The sequence below is a fragment of the Algorimicrobium algoritergicola genome, from assembly GCF_008086165.1.
In the GTDB taxonomy this organism is placed as follows: Bacteria; Bacteroidota; Bacteroidia; order Flavobacteriales; family Flavobacteriaceae; genus Algorimicrobium; species Algorimicrobium algoritergicola.
In genome coordinates this window covers 661,452-679,776 of record NZ_VSKL01000002.1, presented here as the reverse complement: position 1 = coordinate 679,776, position 18,325 = coordinate 661,452, and the positions used below count along the sequence as shown (strand labels likewise).

General features: G+C 32.9%; 15 protein-coding genes and 1 other RNA gene. 8 read left to right on the top strand and 8 right to left on the bottom strand.

Going from position 1 to position 18,325, the window contains the following annotated elements:
• Both ES675_RS09055 and ES675_RS09050 read right to left on the bottom strand, forming a co-directional pair.
• A partial coding sequence (locus tag ES675_RS09055; protein WP_148367388.1) for a SprB repeat-containing protein occupies window positions 1–3,638 on the bottom strand: 3,638 nt, incomplete at its 3' end.
• A 32-nt stretch (window positions 3,639–3,670) separates the two neighbouring features.
• Window positions 3,671–4,189 (bottom strand): hypothetical protein, encoded by a 519-nt coding sequence (locus ES675_RS09050; protein ID WP_148367386.1) that lies wholly within the window; start codon window positions 4,187–4,189, stop codon window positions 3,671–3,673.
• Between the two features lie 507 nt (window positions 4,190–4,696).
• Here ES675_RS09050 and ES675_RS09045 point away from each other — a divergent pair.
• The 4 genes from ES675_RS09045 (at window position 4,697) to ES675_RS09030 (ending at window position 8,875) form a co-directional block, all read left to right on the top strand.
• On the top strand, window positions 4,697–5,185 hold the full coding sequence (locus ES675_RS09045; protein WP_066256604.1) for a SixA phosphatase family protein: 489 nt from the start codon (window positions 4,697–4,699) through the stop codon (window positions 5,183–5,185).
• 93 nt (window positions 5,186–5,278) lie between these two features.
• Window positions 5,279–7,336 carry a polyphosphate kinase 1 gene (gene ppk1 / locus ES675_RS09040; RefSeq protein ID WP_066256600.1) on the top strand — a complete coding sequence of 686 codons (2,058 nt, stop codon included), beginning with the start codon at window positions 5,279–5,281 and terminating at the stop codon, window positions 7,334–7,336.
• Window position 7,337: 1 nt separating this feature from the next.
• Entirely contained in the window at window positions 7,338–8,243 is a 906-nt protein-coding gene (locus ES675_RS09035) for a Ppx/GppA phosphatase family protein (protein ID WP_066256593.1), read from the top strand.
• Between the two features lie 101 nt (window positions 8,244–8,344).
• The gene (locus tag ES675_RS09030) at window positions 8,345–8,875 is read left to right on the top strand and encodes a porin family protein (protein WP_066256588.1); all 531 of its coding nucleotides are present in this window, start codon (window positions 8,345–8,347) and stop codon (window positions 8,873–8,875) included.
• Window positions 8,876–8,936: 61 nt separating this feature from the next.
• On the opposite strand, the gene miaE is transcribed toward ES675_RS09030, so the two are convergent.
• The 3 genes from miaE to ES675_RS09015 are packed head-to-tail and all read right to left on the bottom strand — an operon-like array spanning window position 8,937 to window position 11,812.
• Window positions 8,937–9,518, bottom strand: a complete 582-nt coding sequence (miaE, locus tag ES675_RS09025; RefSeq protein WP_066256584.1) for a tRNA-(ms[2]io[6]A)-hydroxylase — start codon at window positions 9,516–9,518, stop codon at window positions 8,937–8,939.
• 11 nt (window positions 9,519–9,529) lie between these two features.
• Complete coding sequence (locus tag ES675_RS09020) at window positions 9,530–10,075, bottom strand: hypothetical protein (protein WP_148367384.1); 546 nt, start codon at window positions 10,073–10,075, stop codon at window positions 9,530–9,532.
• 6 nt (window positions 10,076–10,081) lie between these two features.
• Window positions 10,082–11,812, bottom strand: a complete 1,731-nt coding sequence (locus ES675_RS09015) for a DNA polymerase III subunit gamma/tau (protein ID WP_066256576.1) — start codon at window positions 11,810–11,812, stop codon at window positions 10,082–10,084.
• A gap of 361 nt (window positions 11,813–12,173) precedes the next feature.
• Here ES675_RS09015 and ES675_RS09010 point away from each other — a divergent pair, with 361 nt between their 5' ends.
• The 3 genes from ES675_RS09010 (at window position 12,174) to rnpB (ending at window position 14,612) form a co-directional block, all read left to right on the top strand.
• A complete protein-coding gene (locus ES675_RS09010; protein WP_148367382.1) occupies window positions 12,174–13,340 on the top strand; it encodes a hypothetical protein in 1,167 nt (388 codons plus the stop codon).
• A gap of 162 nt (window positions 13,341–13,502) precedes the next feature.
• Window positions 13,503–14,126, top strand: a complete 624-nt coding sequence (locus tag ES675_RS09005; RefSeq protein ID WP_148367380.1) for a hypothetical protein — start codon at window positions 13,503–13,505, stop codon at window positions 14,124–14,126.
• A 166-nt stretch (window positions 14,127–14,292) separates the two neighbouring features.
• Window positions 14,293–14,612: RNase P RNA component class A (gene rnpB / locus ES675_RS09000), an RNA gene on the top strand.
• Window positions 14,613–14,678: 66 nt separating this feature from the next.
• On the opposite strand, the gene ES675_RS08995 is transcribed toward rnpB, so the two are convergent.
• From ES675_RS08995 to ES675_RS08985, 3 genes are read right to left on the bottom strand one after another with little or no spacing between them, the layout of a single operon-like run.
• On the bottom strand, window positions 14,679–15,233 hold the full coding sequence (locus ES675_RS08995) for an RsmD family RNA methyltransferase (protein WP_066255475.1): 555 nt from the start codon (window positions 15,231–15,233) through the stop codon (window positions 14,679–14,681).
• Window positions 15,233–16,054 carry a DUF3822 family protein gene (locus ES675_RS08990; protein WP_066255472.1) on the bottom strand — a complete coding sequence of 274 codons (822 nt, stop codon included), beginning with the start codon at window positions 16,052–16,054 and terminating at the stop codon, window positions 15,233–15,235. Before ES675_RS08990 ends, ES675_RS08995 begins: the two co-directional genes overlap by 1 nt.
• Window positions 16,038–16,778: a hypothetical protein gene (locus tag ES675_RS08985; protein WP_197503507.1), complete on the bottom strand. Its 741-nt coding sequence runs from the start codon at window positions 16,776–16,778 to the stop codon at window positions 16,038–16,040. The genes ES675_RS08990 and ES675_RS08985 overlap by 17 nt, the downstream gene beginning before the upstream one ends.
• 121 nt (window positions 16,779–16,899) lie before the next feature.
• Here ES675_RS08985 and ES675_RS08980 point away from each other — a divergent pair, with 121 nt between their 5' ends.
• Window positions 16,900–18,324 carry an ATP-dependent DNA helicase gene (locus tag ES675_RS08980; protein ID WP_066255469.1) on the top strand — a complete coding sequence of 475 codons (1,425 nt, stop codon included), beginning with the start codon at window positions 16,900–16,902 and terminating at the stop codon, window positions 18,322–18,324.
• The last annotated feature ends 1 nt before the right edge of the window (window position 18,325 follow it).

The following is an 18,325-nucleotide window of genomic DNA, read 5'->3' as shown; positions in this document are numbered from 1 at the left end:
ACAACTGCTTCAGGAGCCGTTATAGAGAATGTTCTCTCAATAGTAGACGGATTACAAAGATCCGTAATTGTATATGTTACTGTTGTTGTACCACCTTCACATAAAAGTGGGGCAGTAGGTGTTCCGTAATCACCAGTCGCATTACAGCCACCAGAAACGGTAAACCCATTTAACCAGGTATTGAAAGCTGTATCAACTTCCGCTTGACTTGCATAATCACAAGCATCAGCCGTAGCATTATCAGGCGTGTTAACTACAACTGCTTCAGGAGCCGTTATAGAGAATGTTCTCTCAATAGTAGACGGATTACAAAGATCCGTAATTGTATATGTTACTGTTGTTGTACCACCTTCACATAAAAGTGGGGCAGTAGGTGTTCCGTAATCACCAGTCGCATTACAGCCACCAGAAACGGTAAACCCATTTAACCAGGTATTGAAAGCTGTATCAACTTCTGCTTGACTTGCATAATCGCAAGCATCAGCTGTAACGTTATCAGGCGTGTTAACTACAACGGCAGGTGAAGTAATAGTAAACGTTTGAATTGCAGTTGCTGATTGTTCACAATTGTCTGTAATTGTAAAGTTTCTTTTTATTGTAATAGGACATGAACCTGTGGCAATATCTTGGTATGTAACACTCGCAACACTATCTTCGATAAAAGTACCTCCTTCAGCTAAAAATTCCGCTTCAGTAATAGTAACTTCTGTTTCAGAAAAAGCCAAAGCTGTTAAACCTCCATTTGTGATGTCGTCAGCGGTACAGCCTTCTAAACTTACATTATTTGGAGCTGTTATTGTAGGTGCAGCCGTATCTTCAACAATAATTTCAAAACTATCCGTAGCTGAACAATTTGAATCTGTATCATTTACTGTTACTGAATATGTTCCAGCTGGTAATCCAGAAAGGTCTTGCGTGGTTGCATTAGATGCATCATCCCAAGAATACGTGTAATTTCCAGTTCCACCGGAAACAGAAATATTTATAGCACCAATATCATTCCCAGAGCAACCTGTATTTGTTACACTATCTAACGTTATTGTAATAGGATCCAGGACTGTGACAGTAATTGGTGTACGGTCGCCAGTACAGGAGTTACTTGGTCCTTCAGATACATAATATGTGAAAACGCCAGCAGTACTTGTAGATGGTGTTATTGAAACTTGACCAGGTGTAGCAGGATTATTATTTATATAATACAACAATATGTAATTAGACTCAGAAGTTGTTGCTGTTAATGGTAAAGCGGTTTCTCCTAAACAGTACGTTACATTATTGGTTGTTGGTGTTGTTAAAATATCATTCACTTCAATAGTAAAAATATAGTTACAACCACCTTGACCTGGAGGGATCGCGTAATAAGTAGATACACCTATTGTAGCTGGAAAAGGGTTGTTTTGATTATATTGTATAGTAGATGGTGTAATAGGAAATGAATTGTAATACTGTGTTCCAGGAGGAAAGTTTCCAGACACTTCAGAAACAGGAATTGTATTACCTTCAAAACTACAATAAAAGAAATCTCGTTGAACGGATACACCTGTACAATTATCTAAAATATATTGTTCAGAATCGATATCAATTTCAATAGGAGCTGTATTAGGTTCACCTTGACAGACACCATCTTCTTGATACCCTTGTATTAACGGTAATGAGTAAGTTGTTTGCGAAACATTACCTGTACCTGATATATTACCACCGACTATTACAATTTTTGGTGTACAATTATTGTTAACTAAAATAGAACAATCCGTTGTAGATGTAATTTCGAATGATATATCGGCCATAAGCTCGGCCAAATTTAATGGGTTTAATGGAATATAGGCCATGTCCCAAATTACAGCTCCTGTAGCACCTTCATTTGGATCAAAATAAGGAGTGGAGGACTGGAATAATGGATTGTATTCATTATAAGAGATACTTCCTGGTACAAAAGATGACGTAAAAGGTATTGGAATAACCAATCGACCATTATTAATAGCTTCTGTTCCACGGTTTCTAATTTCAACACCGTATTCAATAGTATCACCTGGCTGGACTGTTAAGTTACCACTACCTACTGCTACACCATTAATTGTATTTGCAGATAATATTCCTTCGGATTCTGGAATATAGGCATCAACAGCAAACGTTACATTAAAAATAGAGTATGTATCACCATTCGTAAAGTATTTAAATGATGTACTAGTTTGATTATTATTTATAATAGCATTGTTCGTATTGTTTATATTAAACATACTAATATCAACACCTGTATTATTTAATAATTGCGGGTTTCTAGGGTTTCCTCCTGTATTTATGGACGATTTAAAAAAGTTATTGGTATTGTTTCCAGAATGACTTAATGATGTATAGGTTCCTGAATTTCTATTTTCAATTTGGAATGTATCACCAGTAAAAGACACATCACCTTCACCACCCATGACACCTAACTTAACATTAACATCGCCATTTTGAGTTGAATTAAATCCATTAACACCTATAGTGTATTGATTATTGTTACCAGAAACAACATAAGCATGACCGTCAAAAACAGTCACATCACGCCATTTCATTTTTGTGTTTTCGTAAACAACAACCATTCCCCAGCCACCATAGTAGCCAGTTCCGTCAGGATCACCTTCTCTTAAAGCTAAATCAGCTACAAAATATTCTCCTAATCCATTAGTTCTTACATAATCTGTAATTTCAGCATAAGCCGAATACATATAATCATCTGAATTTGTTGGGTAATAAATATCGGTTGCATTCGCTGTTAATTCAGTATAGCTACCAGAAGTTGGGCCTTTTATGGAAACTTTACGCTTATCATAATTTTTGGTAATTGCCGATAAAGCAGGAACTGTTTGCGTGTAATTAACATTTACATAAGCTCTATCTGTCCATTGTAGTCTTAACCTAGTAACTTCTAATGTATAATTTGAATCTGAAAATACTTGGTATGGTGAACTTAAATAAGCGTTATCATCGTCAATTGAACTTGTAGATATTGCAGACTCTGGACCATTATTTACGGAAACATGTAAGGTTTCATTATTTCCAGATGTTCTGTAAATAAATTCAACCTTATTCCCCGATCCCGGTGTAGTAAATGTATATCTGTACGTACCACCAGAACTAGAAATATTTAATGAGTAGTCCGTATTATCAATACTTTCATTACTATAAATTACATCGGTTGTATTAATAGTTTCCGTTATAAAAGTACCATTTGGCACGTTCTTAGTTACAGTAAATGTATTACTTGAGCCAGCTCGACCAGACCAATATAAACCAGCATACACCACATTAGAACATTCTGGAATAGCGTTGTTCTCTTGGGAAAATTGTAAAGTGGCAGATGATGAATTCAATGTATTTACATCGTTGTCAATATCCACATACTTCATGTCATTTCCACCATTATTGGTGTTGTCACCATAGGTAGCTAATGTTAAGTTGGTATTACCCATCATGGTAAAATCTCCTTTTACATTATAAATAGTTTTGGATGGCGTGTAGATGGACGTTCGAGGTTCAAAGTTTACGCGCACTTGACTATAACTATAAAAAGTAGCTGCCAATAGCATAAATACAGCTAACGCAAATTGAGTTTGCGTTTTATAGTTCTTGGTTTTTGAGGTGTATAAGTTTTCCATTTTTGTAACTTTAAATTAAGCTAATACCAAATTTATGAACGGTTAAATATTTTGTAAAAAATACTAATTTCTGAATCCGCTTGTTGGATGAAATTTCGTATTTGACTTTCAGTAACTGAAGATTCACATTTCAAATAAATATATTTTAGGCTACCAAACCCTCTAATGTTATCTACATTAAAAGGACGCATTAAATCTGAAGCCGATGTAATATTGATAGTAATCATCTCAACACGCTTAAATAAGTCATTGTCTGAACTTAATATGTTGAATGAGTTTATGTCTTTAAGCTTTACTACTTTTGGCGCTTGGCCTTCGGTAACTTCAATTATCTGATTGTTTTTAATATAAACAGAAGGTTCCAAATCATACAGCAGATCTTCTGGATAAGAAGTAACGCGTGTTGAAGTTCTGGACATACTTTGGCTGTCAGTATTATCAGAGAGTTGATAGATAGGGTTTTCTTGAGCAAAACTGCTACTTGTGAAAACAACTAATAACGCACAAACCATTACTACGGTTGTTAACGCCATGTTCATTCTATTTTTCATAATTATTGATATATTAATTCTTTAACTTATTGATTATCAAAAGCTATAAAATCAGTTCAATTAAATCGTTTAAATAGTAGTTAAACCTTTTTGAGGTTCAACAATACATTTATTTTGCTAAAAAATATTGAGGGAAGAGCATGCTTGCATGCGAATGGATTAAGTTTTTTAGTTTGATTTGGGATCATCTTGATTAATAGCTTACACCACAAATAAAATGCGATTAAATCAATCAATCAAAAAAAAATGTTAAATCACTTATAAATTCGATTAAAGGATCTTGCTAAACACTTAGTCGATAAATAGATATAATTAATCGACAGTGCTTTTTGAGAATAACCGAATGTTACGTTCTAAAAAATTAGGATTTTGGTCTTTTGTAGGTCAATTTTTTCATGTAATTTAGGTTGATTAATAGCGTTTAATTTTAAATTCTGGTGCAATGTAAGTCATTTGTCTGATTTAAACAACAGTTAAACGACAAAAACTACTTTTAATCGATAAAATATGAAAACACTCACTTTAGTAAGGCATGCCAAATCATCGTGGAAGCATAATCTACCAGATCCACTTCGACCATTAAATATGCGAGGATTAACAGATGCTAACAACGTTTCTAATCAATTAAAAAGCACTAATTTTTGTCCCGATTTATTGTGGTCCAGTAATGCCGTTAGAGCGCAAACGACTGCTGAAATTTTTATCAAAAAGTTAAATATCCCATTAGAAATTTGCCATTTTAATCATGAATTATATGATTTTTCAGGTGAATATCTCACCTTTCATATTAAAAATTGTTCAAATCAAATAAACAGTCTAATGGTATTTGGTCATAATGACGCCATTACTAATTTTGTGAATATATATGGAAATAAAAATATTGAAAATGTGCCAACATGTGGTTTGGTAACCATCACCTTTAATATTGATTCGTGGCAAGAAATAGGTATGGGAAATACGAGTCGTACTATTTTTCCAAAGGACTTAAAAGGATAAATACGCAATTCAATAATAAACAATTTAACGAATTATTAATACCTGAAAATTCCATACAATAGAATATATTTGTAGTATAACTAAAAATTTTTAATGACGAAACAACAAGAAAACCGTTATATAAACAGAGAAGTTAGCTGGTTGCAGTTTAATGATCGCGTTTTACAAGAGGCTGATGATGAAACCGTTCCGTTAATTGAACGACTCCGATTTTTAGGTATTTTTTCTAACAATTTAGATGAGTTTTTTAAAGTGCGTTACGCTACTGTAAAACGCATTGTTGAAGCCGGAAAAGGCGGTAAAAGTGAACTTGGAGGTATAAAAGCCAATGAATTATTAGATATTATTACCCAAATAGTTATTAAGCAACAGAGTGATAGTTTAGAAATTTTAAGTAAAATTCATAAGAAACTCGAAGACGAAAATATTTTCATTATTAATGAAAAAAAAATTCAACCGTCTCAACACGATTTTATAAAAAATTACTTTCATCAAAAGGTGAGTCCTGCTTTGGTGACTATTATTTTGAGTGATTATGTAGAACTTCCAAACTTAAAAGATAGTGCTGCATATTTAGCTGTAAAGTTGAGTATGACAGATAATGAAAATCAATATGCACTTATTGAAATTTCAAAATCTATGGATCGTTTTGTGGTTTTACCGAAACAGGATGGTAAAAGTTATATTATCATGTTGGACGATTTATTGCGTTACTGTTTGGATGAAATCTTCGATATTTTTGATTACGATGTCATTTCGGCTCATATGATAAAAATTACCAGAGATGGTGAATTAGATTTGGAAAGTGATTTAAGTAAAAGTTTTATTGAAAAAATATCAGATAGTGTAAAAGACCGTCAAATTGGTGAACCCGTCCGATTCGTTTATGATAAAACCATAGATCAAGTTACCTTATCCTATTTAATGGATAAAATGAATATTGAATCTACAGACAGCAAAATTCCTGGTGGTCGTTATCACAACCGTCGCGATTATATGGATTTTCCTAGTTTGGGACGTACCGATTTACTGTACTCCAAAATTGAAGCATTACCTGTAAAAGGTTTAAGTTTTCAGGAAAGTATTTTTAAATCTATAGCGCATAAAGACTATTTAATTCACACGCCATATCACACGTTTTCATACATCGTTAAGTTTTTACGTGAAGCCGCTTTAGATCCTAAAGTATCCACTATTAAGATTACTATTTATCGATTAGCTCAAATTTCTCACGTAGCCAGTTCCTTAATTAATGCTGCTAAAAACGGTAAGAAAGTGACCGTTTCTATTGAAATTCAAGCGCGTTTTGATGAACAAGCCAATATTGATTATGCCCAACAAATGCAAAATGAAGGTGTGCATTTAATTTTTGGTGTTCAAGGCTTAAAAGTACACAGTAAAATGTGTGTCATTGAGCGCGAAGAAGAAAATAAAATTAAACGATACGGATTTGTGAGTACGGGAAATTTTAATGAATCTACTGCCAAAATTTATACGGATTACACCTTATTTACGGCCAATCAGAAAATTTTGAAGGACATTAATAAGGTCTTTAGTTTCTTTGAAATTAATTATAAAATATACCGCTATAAGCATATCATTACCTCGCCTCATTATACGGAAAAAGCATTTTTCAGGCTTATTAATGGGCAGATTATTAACGCATCATTAGGGAAGCCAGCTCAAATTCGGTTTAAAATGAATAGTTTATCTAGTTATAAAATGGTTGATAAATTATATGAAGCAAGTCGGGCAGGTGTTAAAATTCAAATGGTTGTTCGTGGCATTTGCTGTTTAATTCCAGGTGTACCAAATATGAGTGAAAACATAGAGGTAATAAGCATTGTAGATAAGTTTTTAGAGCATTCTAGACTTTATATTTTTGGCCCGGATGATGATGCACAAATCTACATTTCATCCGCTGATTTAATGACCAGAAATATTGAAAACAGAGTAGAGGTTAGTTGTCCAATTTATGATGACGATATTAAACAGGAGTTATTAGACAATTTTGATATTTTTTGGAGTGCAAATGTCAAGGCACGTATTCTGAATGAAACGCAAAATAATCAGTATAAAGAAAAGAAAGAGCCTATAGTTCGTGCACAGTTCGCGATATATGACTATTATTTAAACAAATTAAAAAGTTAGCATGCTAACCATTAAAAAATATGCAGCAATAGATATTGGTTCCAATGCCGTTCGGTTGCTGATAGCCAATATTATTGAAGAAAAGGGAAAACCTACGCGCTTTAAAAAAAGCTCACTGGTTCGTGTTCCTATTCGTTTAGGTTCGGATGTGTTTATGAAAGGTAAAATTTCAAAACACAATGGCGAACGATTATTAGATACCATGCAGGCTTTTAAACTCCTTATGAAATCTCATAATGTGGTTAAGTATAAAGCGTGTGCAACATCTGCGATGCGAGAGGCTAGTAATGGTGATAAAATTTCGAATCGTATTTTTGATAAAACCGAAATTAAAATTGATACTATTAATGGGGAAGAGGAAGCAGCAATCATCGCAGCAACCGATTTAAACTCCTACATTGATGCTAACAAAACCTATTTATATGTAGATGTTGGTGGTGGAAGTACCGAGTTTACGGTAATTCATAATGGGGAATCTATAACCTCGCGTTCTTTTAAAATAGGAACGGTTCGTTTATTGAATGACATTGTTAAAAGTGAAACCTGGAACGAATTGGAGCAGTGGATTAAAACCCACACCCAAGCTTTTGAAAAAATAGATGTTTTAGGTACTGGAGGAAACATTAATAAGATATTTAAAATTTCGGGTAAAGCCATTGGGAAGCCTTTAACCTATTTCTATTTAACGTCTTATTATAATATGTTGCAAACGTATTCTTATGAAGAACGTATTTCAGAACTCGATTTAAATCAAGATCGTGCAGATGTTATTATTCCTGCAACCCGGATTTACTTATCTGCTATGAAATGGAGTGGTGCCAAGGATATTTATGTGCCAAAAATTGGTTTGGCAGACGGAATTATTAAAAGCATCTATTATGATACGGTTTCGAGCAATACACAGTAAAAAACATGCAGTTTGTCTTTTAATTATATTATATTTAATAAAATAATTTATATTCGCTAGAACTAAATCAATTTTAAGATTGCATTAAAACTTTTATAATCATGAAAAAACAATTACTTTTAATAGCTTTTGTAATTATTGCTACTATTTCTTATGCTCAAAACGCTATGTATGGTGTGCGTGCCGGCATTAATGTTTCCAATTTAGATTTTGAACCAGATGCTACTTTTGACAATCAGCACCGTAATGGTTTTGCTATTGGTTTCTTTGGTGAATATGATTTATCGGCATCCATTGCATTAGCTCCAGAACTTCAGTTTTCTGCGGAAGGTGCTAAAGATAGAAACTTACGCGTAGATTATATTCAAGCGCCTATTTTACTAAAATTTAGAATTGGTGATAGACTATCACTTGGTGCAGGTCCATTAGTAGGTGTTAAAATACACGAATTTGAAGATGGCTACAGAAACTTTAGCTTTTCAGGTGTTGGTGCTTTAGAATTTATGATTACTGATGAATTCTTTATTGATGCAAGATACCACTATGGTGTAACTAATATTTTAGATGATAATCCAGCTAATTTAGAAGCTAAAAATACCAACATCCAAATCGGTATTGGTGTAAAAATTTAACTAATTAACCAATTATATTCTTTAAAAACTCCAACGCTTTTTAGTATTGGAGTTTTTTGTTTTAACCGTGAATAGTTTCGGATTTACTCAAATCCTTCATAATGTTGGCTTCGTAGTCTAATAAATCATTCCATTTTTTATCAACTTCATTCCGGTCACCATATTGTCTTGCAAAACCTAAAAACATGGTATAATGATTGGCTTCACTCACCATCAATTTTCTGTAAAATTCTGCTAGTTCTTTATCTTCTAACTCTTCCGAAAGCAAACGGAAACGTTCACAACTTCTAGCTTCAATTAAAGCAGCATATAATAATCTGTGGACTAGTTGTGTGGTACGACTGCCTCCTTTAGGGAAAAAGGTAATCAGTTTTAAAACATACTCATCCTTACGATCGCGACCCAAAGTCCAACCATGATCTAAAATCCGATCGTGAACCATTTTAAAATGACTAATTTCTTCTTTAACCAAAGCAATCATTTCTTGCACTAATTCCGTGTATTCTGGAAAACCAACAATAAGTGAAATGGCTGTACTTGCTGCTTTTTGCTCGCAGTAAGCATGATCCGTTAGTATTTCTTCAATATTCTTTTCTACAATATTTACCCATCGTGGGTCTGTAGGTAATTTTAGTCCTAGCATGTTTATTATTTTTAATTCACTTCAAAATCGTATCTACCATCCAAAGCAATAACAGACATTACTTCAGTTTCTTTTGAAATAGGGGAATAATATTCGAAATTAATAACAGGTGTGTTTTTATCTTTATAATGTTTATCATCAATAGAAATCCAAAAATCTCGTAAATAACTCGTCTTTAAATCTATACTGGCTGATTCATAAATCATATGATGTTGTTTATTAAATGTTTTATCCATTATAATCTTCCCATCCTTAATGACTTTAATATATAAACTAAAATCTCTGTAATTCGTTGTTTCTTTACCTGAAATAACTGTAATATAATTTTCCAGATCACTATACATTTTTATATGAATATTGTAACCGTTACTAAAAATTGTATCAGTAATTTTTTCCGCATATCCTGCAGGTATGTAGATGCTGTTTTCAGAAAACGAATCTAATAACTCGGTTTCATGTAGAATTTCTTGCGGTGTTTTATGCAACCGATCACGACCATCACAAGCTGCAAAAATCATGGCACTAGCAAATATTAAAAATAGGCTCGTATATTTCATAAGGCTTTAAAAATCTAACCCGAAGGTCTTTTTCAAGACATCAATTGCTGGGTTTTTTTCTTTGAGTTTTTCAAACTGCTCTTCGGCGGTATAAGCATATTGCTTTTCCATTTCTTCGTTGATGGAAATGTCTAAATGAATATCGTAATTATTAAGCTCTTTTCTAATATAGCTTAACAAATCATACGATTCCCTTTCAACTTCCACTTTATTGGTCGCATTCGGAAATTCAAGTTGAATGGCATTTCCTTTTACTTTAGGTACATCAATGGATAATATAGACGCCAAATTGAATTTTCCAGTCGCTTCTAATTCCTTTACAAACACATTCCAAACCACTATAAGTTGTTCTTCGGTAAAAGTATCCTTCGGTAAATCCGTTTCATCTATAACGACATCCATTTGTCGGATTTGATGTTCTTTTTTAGCACGAATACTTTTTAAAGATAATCCAGACGTTGTTTTCTTTTTAGCGTCCAATGTAAGGACTGGTCGCGTTTCTTCAACTTTATGGACTGGTTGATTGGTAGATTTATTTTCAACAGAAACCGGTTCAGCTTTGGTTGGTGTAGTTGGTTGATTACTGGCTACAGCTTGTTTATTTACTGGAATTGGCTTGATACCAATCTTCGCAAAGTAACTCGGTGGAATTATAAAGTTTTTAGAATTTTTTTTTTCTCCATCGAAAGTGATAGAGGCAAGTTGCATAAGGCAGAGTTCAACGAGTAATCGTTGGTTTTTACTGGACTTGTATTTCAGATCGCAATCGTTGGCTAGCTCTATACCTTCAAATAAAAGTGCTTGGCTTGCTTTTCGCGATTGTTCTAAATATTTGACTTGCGTTTCTTCGCCTACCTCTAGTAATTCAACAGTACTTGGATTTTGGCAAACTAATAAATCCCTAAAGTGAGATGCTAATCCTGCAATGTAATGATGACCATCAAATCCTTTAGATAAAATACTATTAAACTGTAATAGTAATTCTGGTATTTTATTTTCAAGAATTAAATCGGTACTCGTAAAATAAGTTTCGTAATCAAGGACGTTTAAATTCTCTGTTACGGCTTGGCGTGTTAAATTTTTACCTGAAAAACTTACCACACGATCAAAAATAGATAACGCATCACGCATAGCACCATCGGCTTTTTGAGCAATGATGTGTAAGGCATCATCTTCAGCTGTAATACCTTGTTCGTCGGCAATATATTTTAAGTAAGACTTGGCATCTTTAACTGTAATCCGTTTAAAGTCGAAAATCTGACAACGCGATAATATGGTTGGTATAATTTTATGCTTTTCCGTAGTTGCTAAAATAAAGATACAATGCTTTGGTGGTTCTTCTAATGTTTTTAAAAAGGCATTAAAAGCCGCTTGAGATAACATGTGGACCTCGTCAATAATATAAACTTTATATTTCCCGACTTGTGGTGGAATGCGGACTTGATCTGTTAGGTTTCTAATATCGTCTACCGAGTTATTAGAGGCGGCATCCAATTCAAAGATGTTAAAAGCAAAATCTTCATCCGCTTTCTCCGTACCATCACTATTAATCATTTTAGCCAAAATACGTGCACAGGTTGTTTTACCAACACCACGTGGACCTGTAAACAGTAAGCCTTGTGCTAAATGATTGTTTTCAATGGCATTTAATAAGGTGTTTGTAATAGCCTGCTGACCAACAACGTCCTTAAACGTTTGTGGTCTGTATTTACGTGCTGATACTACAAAGTGCTCCATGGATACGATTGGGTTTGCTTATTTTAGGTGCAAACCTACGGTAAAACAAAGTTAAAAAATCCACTGGTAAATCACATCAAAGTCTTGTTAATTTAATAGGAGTTATTAACAGTAATAAACTTTTGAGAGGTATTTACTTTGTGGAAAAACAGGTTAACTAGGTTTTATTCTGAAATTTCAGAAAACGTAATATTTAAAAAAGGACTCGTTTAGTAACAATGGCAATTGGCATCATTAAGATTTTATTCTAAAAAAAATAAATTATATTTACGGGATAACAGTAACTTAAAACGTAGGATATCCTGACCTATTTACCGGATATAAGTGATAAAAGTTACTATATAACGAGTTGTAGCCAATTATGACAAGACCTAAACAATATCTATTATTAGGATTTTTAATCCTGACAATTCAACAATCCTTTGCTCAAATAAACGATGACATTTGGATTTCTTCGTATGTAAAAGAAACACAGAAAAATAAAGAAGTAGTTGACTTATCTGGAGAAGAAATTAAAATGGTAAAACTTGATTCTATCCAAACAAGTTTTTATTATCACGAATCATACTTGTTATTAGATTTCTTGGACGATAATTATGTTATTATTAAAGGAATTGGAGAGAAACAACTAAAATGCAAATACACAATTAAAAGAGGGAAACTAAAAATAACTTTTGATAAAGGTATAATTAAAGGTTATGTATCAGAGAATCTTATAGTATTCAAAGAGAAAATCAGTAAAACATCAACAAAAGAAATATTTTTTGAGAAGTTAAATGAGTCACATTTGACTGATTCTCAAAAATTAAAAGATAGATTTTTAGAGAATACTAATTGGACTATTAATGCAGATATTAATTCCTATAATTACGGAACTGAATTGCAATTATTGAATGATAACGAATTAAGAATCATACAAATTAATGAAGATTATGGATATAATAATTGGGGAAATTGGAAAACGGATTTATATAAAAACCACCTTTTCCTAATCTATAATGATTTGGTTAGACCAGAAAAAAGAGTCTACCATTTTTATGGAATAAATAATGACACATTAATCGGAAATACATTTGAACATTCAAATTTCACTAAAAAACCTAAATTAAGTAATATTAAACTCTCTAATACCAATTTTTTAAATAATACCCAATTAACATTACTTGAATCAAAATTGATAGGTAATTGGCACGCAATTAATAATCCAATTCCATTTGACCCAATGTTCGGTTCAGACACTTTAACAAACCAAAAATTTGAAATTATCTTTGATGAAAATAAAAAATTCAGTCTATTAAAATCAGGAACTCTTACTAAAGATTCCGTAAACTCGGATAAAAAATTAAAACTGAATGGTAGCTGGAAATTAGACAAATCAGGCAAATTTATTGAGTTAATCGATGAAGAAAAATCAACCAGACTTATAACAATATCAAAACTGACTGAAAATGATTTAGAGATATTTTACAGGATAAGAGCATTAGACGAAAATTTGTTCAGTAATCGAATAATAAAAATGAAAAAATAACTGGCTACAACAACGTATAAAATTAATTGCTTGGTACGAGCCTACTTACGAAAATCCTCGCGGATTTTCTATTCGGTTTGTATTTGCTAAATTCGTTGCCTAACCACGCAACTAATCTTATACAACAACGTTGGCACACATATAAAAAAAACCGTTCTCAAATTGAAAAATACGATAAATATAATATTTCTTCTTCTAATTTCATTCAGCGGATTTACTCAAAATCTGACTGAAAAAGAGTTCGTAATTCTGACTTTTGAAATGGACAGGAATAAAGATTCTCACGGAACTTTTATTTATTATTGGATTGCGGAATTAGAGAAATATGAAAAAGTTGATGAATATAAAGAACCGAAAATTTATTCTCTCTTTTTACACGAATTTTATGGAAGTGAACAATTGGAATCTTGTTGTTTAGGAAAAGTTTCTTATCCCTACACAATGACAACTGCAACTGAATTCAAATTCCCTGAAAATTATACTGAATATCTGACTGAATTGCGTGAATTAGTTAAAAATAACAGACAGAAAATCCAAGTAATCAAAAAGGAATGGAAAGATGGATACAAAGAAAAAGTAACCGTTTACGCAACAGCAGTTCGTGGAAAATTATGTGAGTGCGAATTTGGTGGAAATACTTATTTGACAAAAGGCGACCGAATTAGCTTTCCGAAAGGTAATTATGAAATAATAAAAAACTATTTGACTAAAGAAAAACGGATTTTACTCTTTAAAGACTTTTCCGATTTTGAATTTGCAAATACTGATTATAGAACTGGAAAATAAATACGTGTGCCAACATGCGGATATAACAAATAAAAATGGATAAACTGCGCTTTGCAATTTATGGTTTCAAAAACGCAACGCTGCTATTAATAAACGTCAAGCAAACTTTTAAAATAAAACGCATCTTCATTTAGAAACCTAAAGGACTTTATCGTAATTTTGCACCCAAGTAAATCGCCTTATCGTTCCGAATTTATTTCGGGAAGGAAAGTCCGAACACCAGAGTGCAAACATAGTGGCTAACAGCCACCAGCCGTGAGGTTAGGAAAAGTGCAACAGAAAGTATGTACAGGTCATGCTGTAGTGAAACCAGGTAAACTCTATGTGGTGCAATGTCATGTATACCAACGTTTGAGCGCGGCACGTGCGATTGTTGGAGGGTAGGCAGCTAGAATGTATTGGCAACAATGCATCCAGATAAATGATAAGGGCTTTTTAATTTTTAATTGAAGAGTACAGAATTCGGCTTATAGATTTACTTATATAAACAAGCTCCTTGATTTTCAAGGAGCTTTGTTTTAATATGCTGTTTGATTTAGCCTGTTTTATCTGTTATTCTTCCTCATCAGACGCTATTTGAAAAAAGCTAAACATATTGCCACCATAACTTTTGGAATGACTGTAATGTTCTAATTCAGAAAGTTTGGTGTGTTTGGAGTGTTCTACAATGAGCACACCATTGGATTCTAACAAATTGTTTTTAAATACCAAGTCTGGAATTTTGCTGAATTCTTCTAAAGGAAAATCATAAGGTGGATCGGCAAAAATGATGGTGAATGGCGTTTTGGCTTTTTCTAAATATTTAAACACATCGCTTTTAATGGTGTTTATATTCATGTCAAAACCATCTGCTGTCTCATTTATAAATTTAATACAATTAAAATTTTCATCAACCGCTGTAATGTGTTCTGTGCCTCGAGACGCAAATTCGTAACTGATATTTCCGGTTCCTGAAAACAAATCCAACACGGAAACGGAATCAAAATAATACAGGTTGTTTAAAATATTAAACAAAGCTTCTTTCGCCATATCAGTGGTTGGACGAACGGGTAATTTTTTAGGAGCTGTAATTCTTCGGCCTTTAAATTGACCTGATACAATGCGCATTATAAACTGTGGATTAATGTGAAAAAAGCATGATTGCTTTTCGGTTTTTCTAAATATTTAAAAGTGTCGTTTCGCTTGGCAAAACGAATATGTCTGATGTATTTGTAAGCTATAGTATGCAACGCATCATTGTCTGTAACGTTTCCTAAAAATAGGAGAATTAAGGTGTCTGGATTGAGTTGTAATTGTTCAGCCGTAAATAGAACATAGTAAATAAAATCTTCTTTGGTAACGTATTCAAAACTGTTGTAGAGTAGGAGCTTACCTTGTTTTACAACCACAATTTCAAAATGTGTATTTTGAACATGCACATACATTTTGGTATCTGTTTCTGCTTGTTCTTGCTCTAAAATTTGTTGGATTAAAATGGTCGAAAAATGTTTATATGAAAACGCACCAAACTGCTCATAAATATAATTGTTGATGTTTACATAAGGCACATAAACATTCACGCTTTTATTCAAATCTATTTTATCAAAACTAATAAAATCAGATCGTAATATTTTAGAGTTGAATTTTAAATAATCGGCCAAATTTTCTTCTTGAAATAGAAATTCGGGAACTAATGTTGCTAATTCATTTTCATGAATAACCTGAATATCATTAAATGAGGTTTGAAGTGCTTTTTCGGTTTCAAAAGCTTCAATTAATAAATCGAGGATTTTATAAGGCGTTTCTCTTTTTTCGGTAGAAATTTCTTTTAAAAACACAACGGTATTACTTTCTGTATTCAAAACACAAAAAGAAAGTCCATTCAAACTAATTTGAATGGACAAGTTCTTATTACTTATAATATGTTTGTTATTACTCGTTAGCGCCATAAGTTTTTGGCCAGTTACCGTTTGTTTTAACTTCAGTCATAGATCCAACGCGAATAGCATCACCATTCACAGCATCAACTGAAATTACTTCGTTTTCTTGAAGGATTAAATCGCGATCTTGGTCATCTAAAACAACTGCTTTTTTAACAAAAGCTTCAAATACTGGAATTTTAACATCGTCTGTTTCTAAAAATCCTGCGTTCATTTCAAATTTAACGCCTTCTTTTCCAACAGGAACATTCATCATGTCTTTATAACGTGTAGAACTTCCAAATAGAGAATCTCTAACAGAAACAAAATCTAATGTATCTATTAATGTTAATTCTTTCATGGTTTCAACACCACCATAACGTTTTGTCAACTCTTCGTCTAAAACCAAAGTATCACGACGTTGTGTAATGGTATATTTAGCCGTATCAATGAATTTTACTAAATTATCAAAATTAGGAGCAAAGACACCAGTTACTTGTCTATGAGCTAATTGCGCATCGCGAATATCAATTAAACGCTCAATAACTTGTGCGTATCGCTTATCTTTTTCTTTGTTAAATTGGATAGGTTTGTAAACAGACATAAATGTTTGATACCCTAAAAAGCCAATAAGAACCCAAAGTAATACAATTAGTACAGGTTTAAATTTTGACGGTATAAATTTATCTACAAGCCAAACTAAACCAATGGTTAGAAGGATTACCGCAACTACAATTAGAATTATTGTTAACATAGTTTTTAATTAAATGAATTAAGGTTGTACGCAAATCTACAATTTTTTTTTAATCGTAAAAGCCAATGAGGCTAAAAATCATTGTTATCTTTGTCTTAAATTTTAAAAACCCTCTTTATTAATGAATTCTAACGAATTTTATTCGCTTGTAAAACAGCAGTTTCCGTTTCAACCAACCCTAAAACAGGACATTGTTTTACAGCAATTATCAGAATTTATTTTTTCAGAGAAGAAAAATGACTTGTATTTGCTTAAGGGATACGCAGGAACTGGAAAAACAACCATTATTGGTACGGTTGTGTCCAATTTATGGAAGGCTAAAAAAAGTGCCGTTTTACTGGCGCCTACGGGTCGGGCCGCCAAAGTAATCTCCAATTATTCCAATAAAGAAGCGTTTACTATTCATAAAAAAATATATTTTCCTAAAAAAGAAAAGGGAGGCGGCGTTAAATTTGTCATGCAACCCAATAAGCATAAAAACACCATTTTTATTGTGGATGAAGCGTCCATGATTCCTGATTCGCCAAGCGACTCAAAATTTTCCGATGGTAGTTCCTTATTAGATGATTTAATGAGTTATGTGTATTCTGGTCATAATTGTAAATTATTGCTCATTGGAGATACCGCACAATTACCACCGGTAAAACTGGATTTAAGTCCCGCTTTGGATGAAAACATTTTGGAACTTACCTATAACAAAACGGTGACCAAAATGGAATTGGATGAAGTTATGCGTCAGGAACAGGATTCTGGTATCTTGGTAAATGCTACAAGTCTGCGTGAAATGATGGACAAACCGTTTTTAGACACGTTTCAATTTGATTTAAGAGGATTTAAAGATATTGTTAGGCTCACGGATGGTCAAGAAATTATGGATGCCATTAACGATTCCTATAGTGATATGGGAAATGAGGAAACAGCATTTATTGTGAGAAGTAATAAGCGTGCTAATTTGTATAATGAGCAAATTAGGAATCGGATACTTTTTAATGAGAATGAACTATCGGCAGGCGATTACTTAATGGTCGTTAAAAATAATTACTATTGGGTAAAACCAAATTCGGATGCCGGATTTATTGCCAATGGTGATATTATTGAAATTTTAGAGATTTTTAGTATCATCGATTTATATGGTTTTCGCTTTGCGGAAGTAAAAATCCGGATGGTAGATTACCCGCGAATGACACCTTTTGAAACCGTTTTAATGTTAGATACAATTTCTGCAGAAACACCGTCCTTGCCTTATGAAGATTCCAATCGCTTATATCAAGAAGTGATGAAGGATTATGAGCATGAAACAAGCGGTTATAAAAAGTTTTTAGGCGTTAAAAACAACAAGTTTTTCAATGCTTTACAAGTTAAGTTTTCCTATGCTATTACCTGTCATAAATCGCAAGGTGGACAGTGGAGCACGGTTTTCGTGGAGCAACCTTATTTACCAGATGGTATTACGGTAGACTACTTACGTTGGTTGTATACAGCTATTACCAGAGCTAAAGAAAAGTTGTATCTTATTGGTTTTAAAGACGAATTTTTTCAAGAATAAA